This is a genomic window from Bacillus pfraonensis, from assembly GCF_050768835.1.
GTDB lineage: Bacteria > Bacillota > Bacilli > Bacillales > Bacillaceae_G > Bacillus_A > Bacillus_A pfraonensis.
Genome location: NZ_JAHCDO010000006.1, coordinates 106,098 through 126,015, shown reverse-complemented (window position 1 = coordinate 126,015; position 19,918 = coordinate 106,098). Strand labels below are relative to the sequence as shown.

At 37.6% G+C, this 19,918-nt stretch carries 19 protein-coding genes and 1 other annotated feature; of the genes, 4 read left to right on the top strand and 15 right to left on the bottom strand.

The window, feature by feature from the left end; all coding sequences use genetic code 11:
- Positions 1 to 24 precede the first annotated feature (24 nt).
- From KFD70_RS07970 to KFD70_RS07945, 6 genes are all read right to left on the bottom strand, one after another.
- A complete protein-coding gene (locus KFD70_RS07970) occupies positions 25 to 960 on the bottom strand; it encodes an ABC transporter ATP-binding protein (RefSeq protein WP_336450987.1) in 936 nt (311 codons plus the stop codon).
- Positions 953 to 1,996, bottom strand: coding sequence for an ABC transporter ATP-binding protein (locus KFD70_RS07965; protein ID WP_017152842.1), 1,044 nt, complete (start codon positions 1,994 to 1,996; stop codon positions 953 to 955). The genes KFD70_RS07970 and KFD70_RS07965 overlap by 8 nt, the downstream gene beginning before the upstream one ends.
- 20 nt (positions 1,997 to 2,016) lie before the next feature.
- A complete protein-coding gene (gene opp3C, locus KFD70_RS07960; RefSeq protein ID WP_336450985.1) occupies positions 2,017 to 3,033 on the bottom strand; it encodes an oligopeptide ABC transporter permease in 1,017 nt (338 codons plus the stop codon).
- Positions 3,030 to 3,959, bottom strand: coding sequence for an oligopeptide ABC transporter permease (opp3b, locus tag KFD70_RS07955; RefSeq protein ID WP_336450984.1), 930 nt, complete (start codon positions 3,957 to 3,959; stop codon positions 3,030 to 3,032). The genes opp3C and opp3b overlap by 4 nt, the downstream gene beginning before the upstream one ends.
- Before the next feature lie 128 nt (positions 3,960 to 4,087).
- On the bottom strand, positions 4,088 to 5,722 hold the full coding sequence (locus tag KFD70_RS07950; protein WP_336450983.1) for a peptide ABC transporter substrate-binding protein: 1,635 nt from the start codon (positions 5,720 to 5,722) through the stop codon (positions 4,088 to 4,090).
- Positions 5,719 to 5,931: a hypothetical protein gene (locus tag KFD70_RS07945; RefSeq protein WP_336451017.1), complete on the bottom strand. Its 213-nt coding sequence runs from the start codon at positions 5,929 to 5,931 to the stop codon at positions 5,719 to 5,721. Before KFD70_RS07945 ends, KFD70_RS07950 begins: the two co-directional genes overlap by 4 nt.
- 110 nt (positions 5,932 to 6,041) lie before the next feature.
- Between KFD70_RS07945 and KFD70_RS07940 the strand changes: the two genes are divergently transcribed.
- Together KFD70_RS07940 and trpS are read left to right on the top strand one after the other, a co-directional pair.
- Entirely contained in the window at positions 6,042 to 6,422 is a 381-nt protein-coding gene (locus tag KFD70_RS07940) for a DUF3899 domain-containing protein (protein WP_336450982.1), read from the top strand.
- A gap of 165 nt (positions 6,423 to 6,587) precedes the next feature.
- Positions 6,588 to 6,805, top strand: a binding site (T-box leader).
- Between the two features lie 153 nt (positions 6,806 to 6,958).
- A complete protein-coding gene (trpS, locus tag KFD70_RS07935; protein ID WP_336450981.1) occupies positions 6,959 to 7,948 on the top strand; it encodes a tryptophan--tRNA ligase in 990 nt (329 codons plus the stop codon).
- 354 nt (positions 7,949 to 8,302) lie between these two features.
- Here the strand turns inward: trpS and KFD70_RS07930 are convergent, their stop codons facing one another.
- The 7 genes from KFD70_RS07930 to KFD70_RS07900 form a co-directional block, all read right to left on the bottom strand.
- A complete protein-coding gene (locus KFD70_RS07930) occupies positions 8,303 to 9,049 on the bottom strand; it encodes a YjbA family protein (protein ID WP_336450980.1) in 747 nt (248 codons plus the stop codon).
- Positions 9,050 to 9,479: 430 nt separating this feature from the next.
- Positions 9,480 to 10,268, bottom strand: coding sequence for a DUF2268 domain-containing putative Zn-dependent protease (locus KFD70_RS07925; RefSeq protein WP_336450979.1), 789 nt, complete (start codon positions 10,266 to 10,268; stop codon positions 9,480 to 9,482).
- A 206-nt stretch (positions 10,269 to 10,474) separates the two neighbouring features.
- Complete coding sequence (fabF, locus tag KFD70_RS07920; protein WP_336450978.1) at positions 10,475 to 11,713, bottom strand: beta-ketoacyl-ACP synthase II; 1,239 nt, start codon at positions 11,711 to 11,713, stop codon at positions 10,475 to 10,477.
- 29 nt (positions 11,714 to 11,742) lie between these two features.
- Positions 11,743 to 12,675 carry a beta-ketoacyl-ACP synthase III gene (gene fabH, locus KFD70_RS07915; RefSeq protein ID WP_336450977.1) on the bottom strand — a complete coding sequence of 311 codons (933 nt, stop codon included), beginning with the start codon at positions 12,673 to 12,675 and terminating at the stop codon, positions 11,743 to 11,745.
- Positions 12,676 to 12,792: 117 nt separating this feature from the next.
- Positions 12,793 to 12,966 carry a ComZ family protein gene (locus KFD70_RS07910; RefSeq protein WP_098206595.1) on the bottom strand — a complete coding sequence of 58 codons (174 nt, stop codon included), beginning with the start codon at positions 12,964 to 12,966 and terminating at the stop codon, positions 12,793 to 12,795.
- A gap of 430 nt (positions 12,967 to 13,396) precedes the next feature.
- Positions 13,397 to 14,257: an NAD-dependent epimerase/dehydratase family protein gene (locus tag KFD70_RS07905; protein ID WP_336450976.1), complete on the bottom strand. Its 861-nt coding sequence runs from the start codon at positions 14,255 to 14,257 to the stop codon at positions 13,397 to 13,399.
- A gap of 57 nt (positions 14,258 to 14,314) precedes the next feature.
- Positions 14,315 to 15,049, bottom strand: a complete 735-nt coding sequence (locus KFD70_RS07900) for a lipase family protein (RefSeq protein ID WP_336450975.1) — start codon at positions 15,047 to 15,049, stop codon at positions 14,315 to 14,317.
- 158 nt (positions 15,050 to 15,207) lie between these two features.
- Here KFD70_RS07900 and KFD70_RS07895 point away from each other — a divergent pair, with 158 nt between their 5' ends.
- Positions 15,208 to 15,390 (top strand): YjzD family protein, encoded by a 183-nt coding sequence (locus KFD70_RS07895; protein WP_336450974.1) that lies wholly within the window; start codon positions 15,208 to 15,210, stop codon positions 15,388 to 15,390.
- 188 nt (positions 15,391 to 15,578) lie between these two features.
- On the opposite strand, the gene clpB is transcribed toward KFD70_RS07895, so the two are convergent.
- Both clpB and KFD70_RS07885 read right to left on the bottom strand, forming a co-directional pair.
- Positions 15,579 to 18,179 (bottom strand): ATP-dependent chaperone ClpB, encoded by a 2,601-nt coding sequence (clpB, locus tag KFD70_RS07890; protein ID WP_431613100.1) that lies wholly within the window; start codon positions 18,177 to 18,179, stop codon positions 15,579 to 15,581.
- Positions 18,180 to 18,383: 204 nt separating this feature from the next.
- The gene (locus KFD70_RS07885; RefSeq protein ID WP_336450972.1) at positions 18,384 to 18,563 is read right to left on the bottom strand and encodes a YjzC family protein; all 180 of its coding nucleotides are present in this window, start codon (positions 18,561 to 18,563) and stop codon (positions 18,384 to 18,386) included.
- Between the two features lie 492 nt (positions 18,564 to 19,055).
- On the opposite strand from KFD70_RS07885, the gene KFD70_RS07880 reads away from it, so the two are divergent.
- Entirely contained in the window at positions 19,056 to 19,865 is an 810-nt protein-coding gene (locus KFD70_RS07880) for a Cof-type HAD-IIB family hydrolase (protein ID WP_336450971.1), read from the top strand.
- Positions 19,866 to 19,918 lie beyond the last annotated feature (53 nt).

Below are 19,918 nucleotides of genomic sequence, written 5' to 3'. Positions count from 1 at the left end.
GACCTCTCCGGCCGCTTCTTTCTATTATTGATAGATTTCTTTATACTTCTTATATTCTGCTTCTGAGCAAAGAACAAAGTGTCCTGGACGAATTTCTCGCATCTTTGGCTCTTCATTTCCGTATTGATGCTGAGATGGATCATATACGATACGCTTACGATTACGCTCGTAATCTGGATCTGGAAGCGGAATCGCTGATAGTAATGATTTTGTATACGGATGAATTGGATTCTCGTACAACTCATCACTACTTGTTAATTCAACAATTTGCCCGCGGTACATAACACCGATGCGATCACTGATGTATTTTACCATTGACAAATCATGGGCAATGAATAAATATGTTAAACCTTTTTCTCTTTGCAGTTGTTTCAATAAGTTTACAACTTGCGCCTGAATCGATACGTCAAGTGCTGAAATCGGTTCATCCGCGATAATAAATTCTGGTTCTACCGCAAGTGCACGAGCGATTCCGATACGTTGACGTTGTCCACCAGAGAACTCGTGCGGGAAACGATTAGCATGCTCTTTATTTAAACCAACTGTGTTTAATAATTCATGCACACGATCCATACGTTCTTTTTTACTTTTTGCTAAACCGTGAATATCAATGCCTTCTGCAATAATATCTCCAACTGTCATACGTGGGTTTAATGACGCATATGGATCTTGGAAAATCATTTGCATTTTACGGTTAAATTTCTTTAACTCTGCACGTGATTTTTTACCATGTACGTTTTCACCATCGAACAACACTTCACCAGCAGTTGCATCGTATAACCTGATAATTGTTCTTCCAGTTGTTGATTTTCCGCAACCAGATTCTCCTACAAGTCCAAATGTTTCACCGCGGTAAATATCAAATGAAATATCGTTAACCGCTTTTACAACACCACCACTCACGTTAAAGTGTTGTTTCACGTTTTTTACTTCAATTAATTTTTCACGTTGCTTAGTCATGTTGTTCACCTGCTTTCATTTGAAGAATTCGTTTTTGAACGACTTCTGGCGGTTGTACTTCTGGTGCTTGCTCATGAAGTAACCATGTTGCCGCATAATGTGTGTCACTTACTTTAAATAATGGTGGTTCCATTTCAAAGTCAATTTTTAACGCCTGTGGGTTACGTGGTGCAAATGCATCCCCTTTTGGCGGTTTTAATAGGTCTGGAGGCGTTCCAGGAATTGCATATAACTCTTCTTCTGAACCGTCTAAACTTGGCATAGATGCGATTAATCCCCATGTATATGGATGTTTTGGATTGTAGAAAATTTCATCAACCGTACCAATCTCAACAACTTTACCAGCATACATAACCGCAACTCTGTCGGCAACGTTTGCTACTACGCCTAAATCATGCGTAATGAAAATAATCGCCGCTTCCGTTTTCTGCTGAATGTCTTTCATAAGCTCTAAAATTTGCGCCTGAATTGTAACGTCAAGTGCTGTTGTCGGCTCATCCGCAATCAATAATTTCGGATTACAAGCTAGCGCCATCGCAATAACAACACGCTGTCTCATACCACCAGAGAATTGGTGCGGGTATTGTTTTAAACGTGCTTCTGGATTTGGAATTCCAACAAGATCAAGAAGCTCTAAAGCAACTTTACGAGCATCCGCTTTGCTCATTCCTTGATGCTTAATAAGACCTTCCATAATTTGATTCCCAATTGTCATCGTTGGATTTAATGATGTCATCGGATCTTGGAAAATCATTGCAATTTCTTTCCCGCGCACTTGCTGCATTTCTTTTTCCGTTAATTTTGTTAAATCACGACCATCAAATACAATTTCTCCATTTTTAATACGTCCTGGAGGATTTGGGATAAGTCCCATTAGCGCTTTCGAAGTAACTGATTTCCCAGAACCAGATTCTCCTACAATCGCTAATGTTTCTCCCTTTTTCAAATCAAATGTAACTCCGCGAACAGCTTGTACTTCACCAGCATGTGTATCAAAGGAGACTTGTAAATCTTTTACCTCTAACAATGTTTTCATTTTTACTTCTCCTTCCTCGTTTACTTACGCATTTTTGGATCTAACGCATCACGTAATCCATCTGCCATTAAGTTAAATGCTAAAATTAACATACTGATGACAACCGCAGGGATGAACATCATATGTGGATACGTTTGAATTGACTTATATCCATCATTTACAAGAGAACCAAGTGATGCTAATGGTGGCTGAATACCTAGCCCGATGAAACTTAAGAACGCTTCACCAAACACCGCTGAAGGAATTGTGAACATTGTCATAACGATAATTGGTCCCATTACGTTCGGAATTAAATGTTTCACAATTAATTGCGTGTTCGTTGCACCTAATGTACGAGATGCTAATACATATTCTTGGCTTTTTAATTTTAATACTTGTCCACGTACAATCCGCGACATTCCAATCCAACCTGTAATTGCCATCGCAAGTGTGATTGACCAAATACCTGACCCCATAATAATTACCATCAAAATAACGATAATTAAATACGGAATACCGTTAATAATTTCCATGATACGCTGCATGATATTATCCACTCGTCCACCATAGAACGCTGAAATACCCCCGTATGCAACCCCAATTACTAGGTCAATTGCTGCTGCTAAAAGAGCGATATATAATGATACGCGTGTTCCTTCCCATGTTCTTGTCCAAAGGTCACGGCCAAGATCATCTGTACCAAACCAGAAGTACTCTTTAATATCACGTTTTTCATATTGATCAACGCCATATTGATCTGTACCATCAAATGGTAGCCAATGAACGTTTTCTAATACCGGAATTTTAGGTGGCATTTTTGCGCGACCTAGATCTTGATCTTTATAGGAATATTTACTTACCATCGGTCCAAAAATTGCTAAAAGCGTAATCAGAACAAGTAATACAAGACCAAACATTGCTCCTTTATGTTGAAACAAACGTCTTCTTACATCTTGCCAAAACGTTAAGCTCGGACGGGCAATGACTTCATTATCAACATTGCTTTGATTGGCTGGTTGAAATAAATCTGGAGATAATTTTTGTAAATCTTTCATCATTTTTTCCCTCCCGCTAAACGAATACGAGGATCAATAATTCCATATAAAATATCGACGATAAAAATAACTAAAATGAAGATTGCACTATAGAAAATTGTTGTTCCCATAATAACTGTATAGTCATTCAATTGGATTGATTTAACGAATTGCTCCCCAAGTCCAGGTACAGCATAGATTTGCTCAATAACAAGTGTCCCTGTAATTAATCCTGCAACCATCGGCCCTAAAATTGTAACAACTGGAATCAACGCATTACGAAGTGCATGTTTTACAATAATAACGCCTTGACTAACCCCTTTTGCTTTTGCTGTTAAAATGTAATCAGCTTGCATAACTTCAATTAATTCTGCACGGGCAAAACGTGCGATTGTTGCGATAACCGCCATCGATAAAGCAACTGTAGGCATAACTGTAAATTCAGGGCCTTTCCAGAATGCTACTGGGAACCAGCCAAGTTTTACACCTACAAAGTATTGTAATAATGCTGCGAATACGAATGATGGTACCGACATCCCGAGTACTGAAATTACAGTTGCTCCGTAATCGACCCATGTATTATTACGAAGTGCTGCGACAATCCCTAAGATTAAACCGATAAATGTCCCTAACATGATTGCCTGTAAACCAAGCTGTGCTGATGGTCCAATACGATCAATAATCATATCTGTTACAGGACGGTTATCGTACTGGAATGATACTCCTAAATCACCTTTTGCTAAGTTTCCTAAGTAGCGCGCATATTGCACGGGTACTGGATCATTTAAACCGTATTTTTCTAAGATAATTTCTTTTTGCGCGGGTGATAATTTCTCTTGGTTTTTAAGTGGAGAACCCGGCAATAATTTCATTAGAAAGAATGTTAGCGTAGTAATTAAAAATAATGTCAAAGCCATGTACACGAAACGTTTTAATGCATAACGTCCCATCGTCAAGCACCTCCCCATTTTTCTCAAAAGCAATAAGATAGTTTGAAATATTCTTACTTTTATGTTTTTTAAAATAAGAGTATCTGCCCATCATAGGCATATACCCTTATTCATGATGGAAACCATTTTTATTTTTTTACTTCAACCCACTTGTAGCTAAATTCGCCACCATATTTATGTTCTAACAACCCTGTAATAGAGCTGCGTTGTAAATATGCTTTTCCTGGTTGATATACTGGAACAATTGCTGCATCATCCAGCAATTGTTTTTCAGCTTTTAACAGTGTATCCCAGCGAGATTGTACATCTGTCTCCACTTTTGCTTTCTTAATTAATTCGTCATACGCTGGATTTGCATAGTTTACTTTGTTTTGTGCATTTCCTGTTGTATACATATCTAGGAATGCCATTGGATCCATATAATCTGGGCCCCATCCTGCATACGACATTGCATATTCTCCACTTGCTTCAAGTTTTAATTTTTGTGCAAATGGCTGCATTTTCATTGAAATTGTTAAGCCTGGTAAATTCTTTTCGAATTGCCCTTTTAAATACTCACCGATTTTTTTAGCATCATCTGTATCAAAGTTGAGCAACTCTAAATCTACTTTATCAACACCAAGTTCTTTTTTACCAGCTTCCCAATATTTTTGAGCCTCTTTTATATCTTCTTTGATTAGCTTACCGTTTTCTTCACGGAAGTCTTTTCCATTTGGTCCTTTCGCTAAACCATTCGGAACAAAACCGTATATCCCCTGTGAACCATCATTTAAAATAACTTTTCCGATGTTTTCACGTTCAAAGGCCATCGATATTGCTTTACGGATATTCTTATTTGCTAAGAACTTGTTCTTTTCATTTAAACGAATAAACTGTGTGGAAGGTTTCTTAATTGTCTTAAAATCAGAATCTTTTTTGTATTTATCTACAAATTCTGAGGTTAATACGACACGATCAATTGCTTTTGTCTCATATAAATTTATTGCAGTTGAACGATCCTTTATAATATTGAAGTTTATTTCTTCCAGCTTCACCACTTTATTGTCCCAGTATGTCTCATTCTTCTTAAGCTGGAAACTTCGTTCATGTTTCCACTCATTTAAAACAAATGGACCGTTATAGAGCGTCGTATTCGATTCTAATCCAAACTTATCCCCTTGTTCTTTTACGAACTTTTCATTTAATGGGTAGAATGTTGGATATACTGTTAAGCTAACAAAGTAAGGAACAGGGTTGTCTAACTCCACTTCTAGTGTGTAATCATCAATTGCTTTTACGCCAAGTTCTTCGACTGGCAACTCTTTTTTATTAATTTTTTCGGCATTCTTTACATCGAATAATATGTAAGCAAATTTCGCACCTGTATTTGAATCAACAGCTCGTCTCCAAGAATAGACGAAATCTTTAGCTGTTACAGGTTCCCCATTAGACCACTTCGCATCATCGCGTAATTTAAATACATATTTCTTACCATCTTCCATTTTCTCGTAAGACTTTGCCACACCTGGAACGAGTTTATCGTCTTTCCCAAGGCGATATAATCCTTCCATTGTGTTATTCATTATGTTGGAAGATGATGCATCAGTTGATAACGTTGTATCCATTGTCGGAATTTCAGCAGATTCAGGTAAATTTAGCACTTGCTTACCTGAGCTACCGGATCCTTTTACACTTGCTTTCGTATCTTCTTGTTGATAGCTGCAAGCGCCAAGCATACTGACCGTCAATGTCGATGCAAGTAATAGCGGTATCCTTTTCTTCATGTTGTACTGCCTCCCCTATTTGCACTTCCTGTACCCTCACTTGTCAAAAGATAGAATTGAAAGAATAATCTCCAAGTTTCTACAATTTTCATTATACATATAATACGACGATTGTGAATATAGTTTTTTGTTTTTTTGTTAAAATTTTTAATAAAATTTTTATTTTTTTTATTTTTTGTAAAGGGATAACTTAACATTGCTGCCATCATATTGAAATAAAATGCAGAATTGCGTATAATTTTCAAATAATTATTTCTAGTACTCATTATAACTTTTATAGTATAATAATCCTAGTAATATTTTGACGGAGGGGAACATTTTGAATAGACTTTATTTTCGCACTGGTATATTACTATTATTGGCAATCACCACTTCTATCATTGGAGCATTCCTGGCTTCCACGCATTATTTGTTGAATTTTGTAAATATTTCGTTTTATATCGCGCTACTTTTTATTATTTTAGGGGGATTTTTATTTTTATTTCAAAGGGGATTTTTCAACATAACGATATACGCTTTTCAAAAAGTATTTGGAACAAACAAAAAAGTAGAGTCTTTAATTGAAGAAGAAGAATCAACAATAGATAAAAAAGAAAGAATATATAAAACATATTCTTTCGCCTGGACCTACCCGATCTGCATGACAGGTATTCTCTTAGGTCTCACCTCTACAATCATTAGCTTTACTATTTTGATGTAGTTTGCAAACGTTTTTCCATATGATATAATACAACAAAAAGCGCAAGTGGCTCGCTCAGAATGCGAGAGGGATGGAGCTCCTGACGTAGAAGCGCTTTTTGCCTCGCAGGAAGGCGCGAAGCCACCGAGTATTCTTGCCACTGGAGCTAGATTATAATAAATTCATATGTATGCAATGATAAAGAAAAGTACATATTGCAACAATTTCAGAGAGCTTGTGGTCGGTGCGAACAAGTAATTGTACAGTATGGAATGGGCTTTTGAGCACCAAACCGAACCGAAAGAAGTAGGCTTTGGCGTTACATCCAGACGTTATAATGGATAAAAGAGATTTCACGATTTGTGAAATAATTAGGGTGGCACCGCGGTCCATTCGTCCCTAGATACATTGGGATGAATGGGCTTTTTTGTATACATAAAAAGCGCAGGCGGCTCGTTCAGAATGTGAGGGGGATGGATTATATAAAAAGCGGCGGCTCATATTGATCCACTTCCCCCACTCTTCAAATACATACAAATTTCAAGGAGGAATTACCTATGTCAGTTATTTTTTCTGGTATTCAACCGAGCGGAACAATTACGCTTGGAAACTATTTAGGAGCAATGAAACAATTTACAGAATTACAAAACGAACATGATTGTTATTTCTGCATTGTAAACCAACATGCAATTACAGTAGCTCAAGATCCTGTACAACTTCGTAAAAATATTCGTAGCCTAGCTGCACTATATGTAGCTTGCGGCATTGATCCTGAAAAAGCAACTTTATTTGTACAATCAGAAGTACCCGCGCATGCTCAGCTCGGATGGATTATGCAATCTATCGCATATGTTGGAGAATTAGAACGTATGACGCAGTATAAAGATAAATCATCTGGCAGAGAATCCGTTCCAGCTGGATTACTTACGTATCCACCATTAATGGCAGCTGACATCTTGCTTTACAATACTGAGATTGTGCCAGTTGGCGACGATCAAAAACAACATATGGAATTAACTCGTGATTTAGCAGAGCGTTTCAATAAACGTTTCCGTGAAATTTTCACAATCCCAGAGATTCGTATTCCAAAAGTAGGCGCGCGCGTTATGTCATTAACAGAGCCTACGAAAAAAATGAGCAAATCTGATCCGAATCCAAAATCAATGATTAGTATGCTTGACGATCCAAAAACAATCGAAAAGAAAATTAAAAGTGCGGTAACTGATTCTGATGGCATTGTAAAATACGACAAAGAAAACAAACCTGGCATTTCCAACTTACTAACAATCTACTCTTCCTTCTCCGGCCAAACAATCGAAGAAATAGAAGCTTACTATGAAGGAAAAGGATACGGCGACTTTAAAGGAGATCTAGCTCAAGTAGTCGTAGAAGCAATTCGTCCAATTCAAGAAAAATATAACGAACTCATCAATTCTCCTGAATTAGACGAAATCCTTGACAAAGGTGCCGAAAAAGCAAACCGCGTTGCATTCAAACAACTACGAAAAGTTGAAAATGCAATGGGATTGAGCAGAAAACGTAGGTAACTTAAAAAGCGGAAGTGGCTCGTTCAGAATGTGAGGAGCGAAGCCACCGAACATTCTTGCCACTGGAGCTGGATTACACAAAAAGCGCAGGCGACTGCTTAGCCCTGGGTGGCTAAGGTTCTTTCCCACAGAAGGTGCTTTTTACCTTCTTGTGGGGAAGGTTCTTAGACGCGAAGGGCTAGGAGCCAGAGCTAGATTATACAAAAAGCAGAAGTGGCTCGTTTAGCTCTGACTGGCTAAGGTTCTTTCGCATAGAAGGCGCTCTTTGCCTTCTTATGCGGAAGGTTCTTAGACATGAAGTGCTTGCCGTCTTAAGCTAGACAAAATTAAAAAACCACCAAATTTGGTGGTTTTTTAATTTACCTTTTGTTCATTTTCCATTTCCCATAACTTTTCAAAGAATGGTTGCCCTTTTACAAGGCGTTCACATAGCTGTTCGTGTTTCTCTGACCAGCCATATTGTGCTTCTTCATAAAGGCGCTCCCAAACATCTTCAAATTTCATATGTTGAACCGTTCCATATGCTGATGGATCCCACTCTGTATACCAATAGCGAATCGCAGCTGGATTTTTCGTTGTATGTAGTTGATCTAGGGCCATAAAAAGCAACTGTTTTAATTGACGTTCTTTGCGCGTTAAGCCATTCATAATATATGGCGATGGTGATAAAATATGATATTCTTTTTGTGATTCTTCCATTTGAAACTCATACTTTTCTGCTTGTACATTTTCTACCATCTCATATACCATTTGCTCTTGACGAGGAATAAGCCTACTTTTTCGAATCGGTACATTGTAGCCAATTGAATCTACTGCAATAATTCCTTTTCCATCTGTAACAACAAAACAGTACTCCTGTTGCAAACGCTCGTGATTTTTACGAATATACGCCTTATGATGTACGTCTTCCAATAGTTTTTGCGGAAGTTCCAATAATTCGTTCTCGATGTAATGATATAATGTGGAATCTACTTTTAATAATGGCACTTGATCTAATAATTCGATCGTATCATCCTTCCGCCATTCGTAAAAATGACAAACGTTATACCCATTTTCTTCACCTTCAAACCAATTTACCCATACATCATGCAGATATAACATTTTCTACCCCTCACTTCACTACTGTTTGTACATCTCATTATGTTCATTTTTTGTAATTTTTATTCCATGAAAGGAAATATATTCTATGCATATATTTATTTTTTTCACTTGGCACCCTGACTACTCCTATACTTGATCGAATGGCTTATGTCATTATATATTATTTCTTCACCACTTCTTACTTTCATTTTCATCCTGTAAAAAACTTGGCAACTGTTGAAAAAGTGGAATATTACAAAACGTACTCTTGCAAGAAAAGATAAATGAAATTTTATCAGCGATTTTTCAAATATATCGACTGTTTCTCACAATATATCGGCGCAAATTCAAATATGTCGGCGATTCGACAAAGGATATCGACTAAACGGCAAAAACTTTCTATACAACCTCAAAAAAACTTGGCAGCGCCAAGTTTTTGATTGATCACCTATTAAGCAGTAAAAGCATTCGCTTTATTTAATATATGCATAGCATCCAAGGACAATAAAGAAAGCGTATCATCGTTCTCAACTTCCACACAATCTTTGACAATATGAAATCCGACGCCATACCCAAGCATCTTCGGATACATTTGCATTCCATTTAGTAAACAATCGTGCTCCCTTGTTCCTCTCTTTATATCTATTCTCTCTTTTACAATCTTCTCCCAATAATGAACCGCTTCCTCTTTTGAAAAGTACGACGTCCACGGTGCATAATCCGTTTCTGTATGTCTTTCATACACAGCTTGCTCTGCTAGCCCCTCCATAATAATTGTATCAAGCAATGTATAGTCTCTTTCTTTCTTTCCAATTTGATGTAATCGACATATATGATGATATTCATGCGTAAGTAAGGCTTTTAGCTCCTTCACTGAATTTCGGCCACTTACAAACAAAAAAATAACATGACGCATGGTTAAACCAGCTTTTCCGTTATATTCCATTTGCACAGTCCGATTATATGAATCAGATAATAAAATAAAGACAGGGACATCTGGACCTTGTAACCAGTTCTTTAGTTCTGCATACTCCTTGGCAAGCTCTTTCCACATCTGTTTTTCTTCTAGCTGCTCAATTTCTTTTTGTCCTTCCATCACCGGACGATACATACCTTTAGAAATTAAAAAATGGTACAACCTTTCCTTTGGCAATGGAATGTATTTTGTAAATTTCTCACAAAGCTTTTCGGGACGTCCATAATAAAGGCGCAACCAATCTGCCGTTTGAATAACCCCCATCTTCACTCCTCCCTTTTCTTCTATATATATGCACGAAAAGGAGCGAACGCGAAGTGATAAAGTAAAACTTTTGATTGGCTTTGCAACTACATCTTTCCCACAGGGCATAGAGCGAAAAAAGCACTGACCTCTTCTATCCATGATCGGACGCTCTCTCCCATATAAAAAAGAGAGGGTTTTAAGCCCCCCTCTCTCACTACAATATACTATTGATATTTTTTAAATACTAACACTGCGTTATGACCACCGAACCCTAATGAGTTACTTAAAACAGTATTTACTTCTTGATGTCTCGCTTTATTTGGTACGTAATCTAAATCACATTCTGGGTCTGGTGTTTCATAGTTAATTGTTGGCGGAATCACTCCATCTTGAATAGATTTAACAGAGAAAATTGCCTCAACAGCACCAGCTGCGCCTAATAAGTGTCCAGTCATTGATTTTGTAGAGCTAATCGCTACTTTATATGCATGTTCACCAAATGTTTCTTTAATTGCCATCGTTTCGTATTTCTCATTCGCATCTGTACTTGTACCATGCGCATTAATGTAATCGATATCGTCAGGCTGAAGCCCTGCATCTGCTAATGCTTGACGCATTGCACGAACGCCACCTTCACCGCCAGGGGCTGGGAGTGTAATGTGGAATGCATCGCCTGTTGCACCGTATCCAACAAGTTCAGCATAAATATGTGCACCACGTGCTAATGCATGTTCTAACTCTTCCAGGATAAGAATCCCTGCGCCCTCTCCCATTACGAATCCACTACGATTTTTATCAAATGGACGGCAAGCAGTTGCTGGGTCTTCATTAAATGTTAGTGCTTTAGCTGAACTAAAGCCTGCAAATGCCATATGTGTTAACGGTGCTTCTGCTCCGCCTGTAATCATCGCATCCGCATCACCGCGCTGAATCACTTTAAAAGCATCACCGATTGAGTTTGCTCCAGATGCACAAGCTGTTACAGAGCAAGTATTAATTCCTTTTGCACCTGTTGCAATCGATACTTGGCCAGCAGCCATATCAGGAATCATCATTGGTACGAAAAACGGACTAACACGGCGTGGCCCTTTTTCTGTAAAGATCTTAAATTGTTCCTCGTATGTTTCCATACCACCAATACCAGAACCTACCCATACCCCAATGCGTGGACCGTTTTCTTCTGTAATTTCTAATTTCGCATCTTCAACGGCCATTTTCGCTGCTGCTACAGCATATTGCGTAAAGCGGTCCATACGGCGCGCTTCTTTTTTATCTATATATTTCTCGACTTCAAAGTCGTTAATTTCTGCTGCTACTTTTGCAGGAAATAATTCTGGATCTATGCGTGTAATACGTCCGATTCCAGATACACCATTTTTAATGTTATTCCAAGCTGTTTCAACATCCGTTCCAATCGGTGTAACAGCTCCTAATCCTGTAATTACGACACGCTTCTTTCCCATACAAAATACACTCCTTTTTCTCTCAGTCCTTATTTACCCCAACGAAGAGCAACTGCTCCCCAGGTTAATCCACCACCAAAACCAACTAAGACAATTAAATCGCCATCTTGAATACGTCCATTTTGTAATTCTTCTACCATAGCAAGTGGAATTGAAGAAGCTGACGTATTCCCAAACTTTTCAATTGTTGTACTCATTTTTTCTTGTGGCAAATCTAATCGTTCCCTTGCTGATTCCATAATGCGAATATTCGCTTGGTGTGGAACTAAAAAGTCAACATCTTCTTTCGTAAAACCGGCTTTTTCAACAACGCGAAGACAGGATTCACCAAGTTGACGAACAGCAAATTTAAAGACTTCTCTGCCATTCATCATAACATATTCATCTTGATAAAGGTGCTTGCCACCACTTCCGTCCGCTCCTAATTCAAATGAAAGAATACCTTTTCCTTCTGAAACAGCTCCCATTACAACAGCTCCCGCTCCGTCTCCAAATAATACTGCTGTATTGCGGTCATTCCAGTCTACAATTTTAGATAATTTATCACTACCAACTACTAATACATTTTTATAAGTTCCAGTTTGAATAAATTGCTGCGCTGTAATCATTCCGTACATAAATCCAGCACATGCCGCACTTAAATCCATCGCCGCTGCATGTTTTGCACCAATTTGTTCTTGAATCACGCAAGCAACCGCTGGGAAAGATTGATCTGGCGTTACCGTCGCTACTAAAATAAGATCAATTTGTTCTCCACTAACCCCTGCATCTTCAAGTGCTTTCTTGGCAGCTTCTACCGCCATATATGAAGTATCTATTGTATCATCGGCAATGCGTCTCTCTGCAATTCCCGTTCTCGTACGAATCCATTCATCGGATGTATCCATGATTTTCTCTAAATCGTGATTAGTGACTACTTTTTCTGGCACATATCTACCGATCCCTAAAATGCCTACGTTCACATCGCAGCCCTCCGTTTTATATCAATTGTTATGACTTGGTACTAATTCTAAAACATAAATGTTTATTTGTCTAGAATATATTTCTAATAAAAAAATAAGGCCGACATATTGTCGACCTTATTTTTCCGCTTTCCCAAGCTCATATGCTTCATTCATTACTTTCATTAATAGCTCTAGTACTGGCTGGGCTTTTTCCATATCAAGCGCAATCCCATTATCATCCAAAATAGCCTTTGCTTCCGGCAAATGTTTCATAGCAATTTGTAAAAACTGCATATTTTTTTCGTTCATCGTTCTTCATCCTTTCTATAAAAGAAGTAATACACCCCTTACTTCTACACTATATCAATTCCTTTTGATTTTTCAACATATAAAGTGAAACTTTAATCAGCCCTCACCAATCGAGCCTTTACGGACAGTTTATCTCCCACCTAACTTCTTTAAAAAAGCGGAAGCGGCTCACTCAGAATCGCAGGACGCCCGCGCCCTAGGCAGAGAGGCGCTTTTTGCCTCGTGAGGGGGCGAAACGACCGGAGATTCTAGCCGCTAGAGCTGGACATTGCTCCCGCCGAATTTTGAGGTGGGAGTATTACTGCCCTAAAGTAGCGGGATAAATTGGTGCTACAAAACCAAAAGGTGACCGCTTCTATGCATGGGCGAATTCTCTCTCACTTAAAAAAGAAAGGTTTTATATCGTTTTTTCAATTTGTATTTATATAGTTTAACATGTGTTTTGGCCTTCGTATAACGCTTTATATCGTTTTAAATGTGCAAGTTGCTTATTTAAACCGAATTCTAGCGGTGTGTTTTTCATAATACAAATACTCTTTATCTCTTCCCTTTTTACTTCTTTAATAACTTTTTTCACTTTATCCTCAGCATTTAAAAGGAGAATTCCTTTTTCCCATAGATTTTTTTTACCACTGATTACATTATAGATACCTAAATCTTCTAGACCATTACCATTTTCCAATAAATACTCACACACATCCTCTACATAAAGGAGGTCCGCTCCATTTTCATATTGAACAAGCTGATATTCCTTTTCCATAACTTCAGAAAGAATAAGTCTGTGGTACGTCATAAAGGAAGGTTGCCATGGCCCATATAAAGTCGGAACACGAAGTACACTATAACGAATATTCGCTTTCTCCACTTCTTCCTCTATTTTCATAAATAATCGTTTATTTTCAGATTGCTCTTGCAGATTCGCTACTTCAATAGAAGAAAGTACATTTAGCTTCACTTGTTTTTTTTCGCACATATAAATCACACGCTTTAAATATTGTAAAATGATTCGTTCATTCCGAAATCCATTTTGCTGATTCGGTTCACATAAACAAAAATAAGCCGCATCAAAATCATCGATTTCTATCGTCTTCCATCCGCTCTCATCTCTTATAGACGAATAAGTAAACAAACCATTCCGTCCAATTAAAAATAACTTCTCTTCACTTACTTTTGACATACTTTCTAGATCAGCAAAATCAAGGCCATATACTTCCACTTCTTCTGCAAGCATTTTATTTACAAGATGATAACCTACAAATGAAAGTGCTCCTATAATAAGTACGCGCTTCATGTCACCAACCCTTTCTTCCTCTAAACAAATAGCTCCTCATCGATGTATATTGGAGCTTCATAAATCTTCTTCATATTTTTTAAAGAAACGACATGTATGTTGAACCATTTTATATTTTACATGTTGTAAATGAAACGATAGGGACGTCTCACAATTTTCATTTATTCGTTTTTTTTCATATTCACGTAACAACTGCTTACGCGCTTTTTGTTCTTGTGTAGATACAAATATTTTCACAGGCACACAAGAAGGTAAATAAGAAAAGGATTTCTTGGCAATTTTCGCTTCTAACTGCACTTCCTCCACATCATACGCAAGCAATAACTCTTTCACTAGCCTTTTATAGAAAAATTTATGCTCTTTTTCAAGTTCTACATGTGCAGGTAAATCTAAGCATGGATTCAGCATCACGACAGACCGGATACATTCTGGGTACCGATTCATCATTTCAAGAGCCACAAGCGCCCCCATGCCATCTGCAACGATATGAATTTGTTCGTTTAACGTTTCTTTTTTCATAACGACATGATACAAGCGCTTCGCTAAACGAACCGATTGATCATTCCCCCAGTGTCGCCCGTATAAATTAGATGAAAAAACTGTATACCCATTCTCTATTAGCCCATTTAAAAAATGAGCTCGCCCCGCATGCTGCGTCCATAAACTTGTACCATTCTCAATAAAATAATTGTAATCGCCAAGAAGCATGACACCGAATCCATTCGGCTTCTCTGGTAAGTAAATTACACATGGTTCTTGTTCTAAGTAAAAAAAACGTTCCGTAACACTCATTATTCTCCCGCCTTATTTTCTAAACATTAAAAACTACTCCTTTTATAATGTATGAACAGAATACGAATTTGCGTTGAAAAATCCACAAATATTTTTCTATATTCTTTTTTCAATTGTGTTACAATATAGACAGATTGAACGAATAGGGGTGTGAAAAGATGCGTGTAATTTGGGCCTTTATTTGGTCGTTCCTGCTTGTACATATGATGAGTTATGTAATTAGCTCTATGACAGGTGGTACATACGATTTCCAACAAGCGTCTATTTTCTCAGTTGTTCTTGCTGTACTTGTAATGGCAATTGCAGCAGCGATTCCAAACGAACCAGTAGAACAACACTGATAAAGTGAAACTTTAATCAGTGTGGGGGAGCTTTTCCCCCACTGATTATTAGCCCTCACGAATCGGGCTTTTACGGGCAGTTAACCCTCAACTAACTTCTTTGCTTTTTCTGAATTTTGAAGTGAGGGTCTTACTGCCCGTTAAAGCGGGATAAAAAAAAGAGTCCGGATTACATCCGAACTCTTTTTTTATTGAACACGCACAACTAATTCATTGTTTTCTACATCAACAATGACATGACTATTATCAGTGATTGTCCCTGCGATTAATTCTCTCGCTAATTTCGTTTCAATTTGACGCTGTACATACCTTTTTAGTGGACGTGCTCCATACATCGGATCGAATCCAGATTCTACAACAAATTCTTTTGCAGATTCTGTTAATTCCACTGATATATGACGTTCCGTTAAACGCCCTTGTAATTCTTTGACAATTTTATCAACGATGCCTTTAATTTCATTTGTTGTAAGTGGTTTAAATAAAATAATTTCATCCACACGGTTTAAAAACTCTGGGCGGAAATGTCCTCGTAGTTGCCCCATCACAAGATCTCTTGATTCTTCTTTAATTGTACCGTCTTCTTGTAAACCTTCTAATAAATACCCTGAACCAATATTAGATGTCATAATAATAACCGTATTTTTGAAATCTACTGTTCGTCCTTGCGAATCTGTAATACGCCCGTCATCTAACATTTGCAATAGAATGTTGAATACTTCTAGATGTGCTTTTTCAATTTCATCTAATAAAATAACGGAATACGGTTTACGACGTACCGCCTCAGTTAATTGTCCACCTTCCTCATACCCTACATATCCAGGAGGTGCTCCAATTAAACGAGACACAGCATGTTTCTCCATATATTCAGACATGTCAATGCGGATGATTTGTTCTTCACTATCAAATAAAGATTGCGCTAATGTTTTCGCAAGCTCTGTTTTCCCTACCCCTGTAGGTCCCAAGAAAATGAATGAACCGATTGGACGATTTGGATCTTTAATACCCGCGCGAGCACGAAGAACTGCATCTGATACAAGACTTACTGCTTCCTCTTGCCCAATTACACGTTCTGATAAAATTTGCTCTAAGCGTAATAATTTTTCACGTTCACCCTCTACAAGTTTGGCAACTGGAATTCCTGTCCAACGTGAAACAATGTTAGCAATTTCTTCTTCACTTACTTCTTCACGAAGAAGACGATTTTCCTGTCCATTATGCGCTCCTGTTTCTTCTGCTTCTCTTAACTCTTTTTCCACTGCTGGAATTTTGCCATGGCGAAGCTCAGCTGCTTTATTTAAATCGTAATTTCCTTCTGCTTCTTCTAATTCACGACGTAAACGTTCAAGGTGTTCCCGTAAATCACGAACTTTATGGATTTCTTCTTTTTCTTTTTGCCACTGTGCTCGCATTCCATTTGCAACTTCTTTTAAATCAGATAATTCACGTTGCAATGTTTTGAGTCGTTCTTGACTACCACGGTCTGTTTCTTTCCCTAAAGCAGCTTCTTCAATTTCTAGCTGCATAATACGACGCGTTACTTCATCTAATTCTGTTGGCATGGAATCAATTTCTGTTCGAATTGTTGCGCACGCTTCATCGACAAGGTCAATCGCTTTATCTGGTAAAAAACGATCAGATATATATCGATCAGACAATACAGACGCCGCTACAATCGCACGGTCATGAATATTTACACCATGATAAATTTCAAAACGCTCTTTTAAACCACGTAAAATAGAAATTGTATCTTCTACTGTTGGCTCTTCTGCTAACACTTGTTGGAAACGACGTTCTAGTGCTGGATCTTTCTCAATGTATTTTCGATACTCATCTAAAGTAGTCGCCCCAATACAGTGAAGTTCACCACGCGCAAGCATTGGTTTTAACATATTCCCTGCATCCATTGCCCCTTCTGTTTTACCTGCTCCAACAATTGTATGAAGTTCGTCGATGAATAAAAGAATACGACCTTCACTTTTTTTAATTTCATTTAATACAGCTTGTAAACGCTCTTCAAACTCACCACGGAATTTTGCACCTGCCACCAGCGCACTCATATCTAATGCAAAAATTGTTCGATCTTTTAATCCTTCTGGTACATCTTTTCTTACAATTCGCTGTGCTAATCCTTCAACAATCGCTGTTTTACCAACCCCAGGTTCGCCAATTAATACAGGGTTATTTTTTGTTTTACGCGAAAGAATGCGGATAACACGGCGAATTTCACTATCGCGTCCAATGACAGGATCAATTTTTCCTTGTCTTACTTCTGCCACTAAATCACGGCCATACTTTTCTAACGCTTCATATGTTACTTCTGGATTTTGACTAGTCACTCTTTGATTCCCCCTAACTTCCATTAACGATTGTAAGAGCTCATTCTTTGTTATATGGAACGTTATAAATAACCGTTTTATATCGCTGTTCTCTTCACAAAAGGCAAGTAGTATATGCTCCACTGAAATATATTCATCTTTCAATTTTTTCGCTTCAGCTTCTGCCGTAACAAGCAATTGCTGCAAAGCATTTGTCACATACACTTTGCCAGCCTCTACACCACTTCCTGTAACAGATGGCTTTTTTTGAACAAGCCTTTGTACTTCTTTCGTTACTTGTTCTATATTGACATTCATTTTTTGAAAAATACGTACTGCTAATCCATCTTTCTGCTCCAGTAATGCCAGTAATAGATGAACAGTATCTACTTCTTGATGATGATGAGATACGGCTAAAGACTGGGCACTCATAATCGCTTCCTGTGTTTTCGTTGTCATTTGATTTAAGTCCATCTTCACAAACCTCCAAACATTGAAATCCTATTTATGTTTGACCTTTTTTGATTATTTGACTTTCTTTGACCTTTAATTTGATTATACGCCAATTGTCTTTTTTGTACAATGAATTTGATTATGAAATTTGAATTTTGTTCCAAAAAAAGTATGTATACCTTTCCTCTCCAATTACAAAAGCCGCAATATAAATTGCGGCTTCCCTTACGGTTTTCTTTTATACGTCCACTGACGATCTTGATTTGTATTTTCAGGAAATCTTTCACCAGCAGTTAATTTTACCATTTGTGGATCTTTGACCATGCTCCCTGTTTCACCAATTTCTACATATATCCCATCATTCGGTGCTTTCTGTCCAGAACGAAACCTACGATTTTGTCCCATCTTCATTCTCCTTCCATGACATCTTTACACCGTTAGTATGTCCATTTTTGAAAAAGCCTTTCTGTTATGTTTAGGAAACCTGTCATATTTTTGATTACCGTTCATATGTATAAATTTACATCATAAAGCAGGAGAAAAAACATCATTCGTTGAAAAAAAAGAAACCGACCTATTCCAGGCCAGTTTCAAAGGAGAGTCAAACATATACGAGAAGATTACATTTTTATTATATGTCTTGTCGCACACACAATGTAACCCTTTTCACAAATTGTACAAAATGAAAGAAACATTATTTGAACTTTCGAAAAAATCATTGACTTTTCTAATTTTCAGGAGGAAGTAGTGGACACTAACACGTTTCTCGACGTAAGATGAATATATAACGAAACTTCCATGCACGGTCGTTTCGTATATACTTTCCAACCTCTTATTTCTGCATATTAAAACGGAAATACAGATAGAAACAAAAAAATTTTCATAAGAGGTGAAAACATGAAAAAGCAACATTTAATCGCATTAGATTTAGACGGCACTTTACTTACAGACGATAAAATCATTTCCACACGAACAAAGAAAACAATTGAAAAAGCAAAAGAGCAAGGACATGTTGTTGTTATTTCAACAGGACGTCCATTTCGCGCTAGTCACGCTTATTATAAAGAACTTGGTTTGAACACACCTATCGTTAACTTTAACGGTGCTTATGTTCATCACCCTCTTGATGCAAATTGGGGAACGCACCATTCTCCACTTGAACTTTCCACTGCACAAGAAATCGTTCGCGCTTGCTTTGATTTTGGTGTAAAAAACATTTATGCCGAAGTAATGGATGATGTATACGTTCGCGAAATTGATGAGGATAAAAAGCATATATTTGAATTTGGTTCTCCAAAAATTTTCACAGGAGACTTATTAAACATTTTACAAGATCACCCAACATGCTTATTAATTGATGCATTAGATGAACAATCAATTGCGATTCGTCAGCATTTAACAGATATGCACGCCGAAGTAATTGATCACCGTAAATGGGGTGCTCCTTGGCCGATTATTGAAATTGTAAAAAGCGGTCTTAATAAAGCAATTGGTCTTCAAAAAGTTTCTAGTTATTATAACATTCCACAGGAACGAATCATCGCTTTCGGTGACGAAGATAATGATTTTGAAATGATTGAATATGCAGGTCATGGCATTGCAATGGGAAATGCCATTCCTGAATTAAAGTCACTCGCAAATCACACAACATTAACAAATGAAGAAGACGGAATCGCTCTTTATCTAGAAGAGGTGCTTGGATTGTAATCTAAAAATTCCCTACTTATAGTTTCCCGTAAAACGCTCATACTATAATCAGA

Excerpts from the sequence above, each read along its gene's own strand:
- trpS (WP_336450981.1), top strand. The coding sequence starts at position 6,959 with ATGTCAGTTATTTTTTCTGGTATTCAACCGAGCGGAACAATTACGCTT.
- clpB (WP_431613100.1), bottom strand. The coding sequence starts at position 18,179 with ATGGACTTAAATCAAATGACAACGAAAACACAGGAAGCGATTATGAGT.
- KFD70_RS07965 (WP_017152842.1), bottom strand. The coding sequence starts at position 1,996 with ATGAAAACATTGTTAGAGGTAAAAGATTTACAAGTCTCCTTTGATACA.
- KFD70_RS07925 (WP_336450979.1), bottom strand. The coding sequence starts at position 10,268 with ATGGGGGTTATTCAAACGGCAGATTGGTTGCGCCTTTATTATGGACGT.
- KFD70_RS07885 (WP_336450972.1), bottom strand. The coding sequence starts at position 18,563 with ATGGGACAAAATCGTAGGTTTCGTTCTGGACAGAAAGCACCGAATGAT.
- KFD70_RS07950 (WP_336450983.1), bottom strand. The coding sequence starts at position 5,722 with ATGAAGAAAAGGATACCGCTATTACTTGCATCGACATTGACGGTCAGT.
- fabF (WP_336450978.1), bottom strand. The coding sequence starts at position 11,713 with ATGGGAAAGAAGCGTGTCGTAATTACAGGATTAGGAGCTGTTACACCG.
- KFD70_RS07970 (WP_336450987.1), bottom strand. The coding sequence starts at position 960 with ATGACTAAGCAACGTGAAAAATTAATTGAAGTAAAAAACGTGAAACAA.
- KFD70_RS07945 (WP_336451017.1), bottom strand. The coding sequence starts at position 5,931 with ATGATGGCAGCAATGTTAAGTTATCCCTTTACAAAAAATAAAAAAAAT.
- KFD70_RS07905 (WP_336450976.1), bottom strand. The coding sequence starts at position 14,257 with ATGAAGCGCGTACTTATTATAGGAGCACTTTCATTTGTAGGTTATCAT.
- KFD70_RS07930 (WP_336450980.1), bottom strand. The coding sequence starts at position 9,049 with ATGTTATATCTGCATGATGTATGGGTAAATTGGTTTGAAGGTGAAGAA.
- opp3b (WP_336450984.1), bottom strand. The coding sequence starts at position 3,959 with ATGGGACGTTATGCATTAAAACGTTTCGTGTACATGGCTTTGACATTA.
- opp3C (WP_336450985.1), bottom strand. The coding sequence starts at position 3,033 with ATGATGAAAGATTTACAAAAATTATCTCCAGATTTATTTCAACCAGCC.
- KFD70_RS07910 (WP_098206595.1), bottom strand. The coding sequence starts at position 12,966 with ATGAACGAAAAAAATATGCAGTTTTTACAAATTGCTATGAAACATTTG.
- KFD70_RS07895 (WP_336450974.1), top strand. The coding sequence starts at position 15,208 with ATGCGTGTAATTTGGGCCTTTATTTGGTCGTTCCTGCTTGTACATATG.
- KFD70_RS07900 (WP_336450975.1), bottom strand. The coding sequence starts at position 15,049 with ATGAGTGTTACGGAACGTTTTTTTTACTTAGAACAAGAACCATGTGTA.
- KFD70_RS07880 (WP_336450971.1), top strand. The coding sequence starts at position 19,056 with ATGAAAAAGCAACATTTAATCGCATTAGATTTAGACGGCACTTTACTT.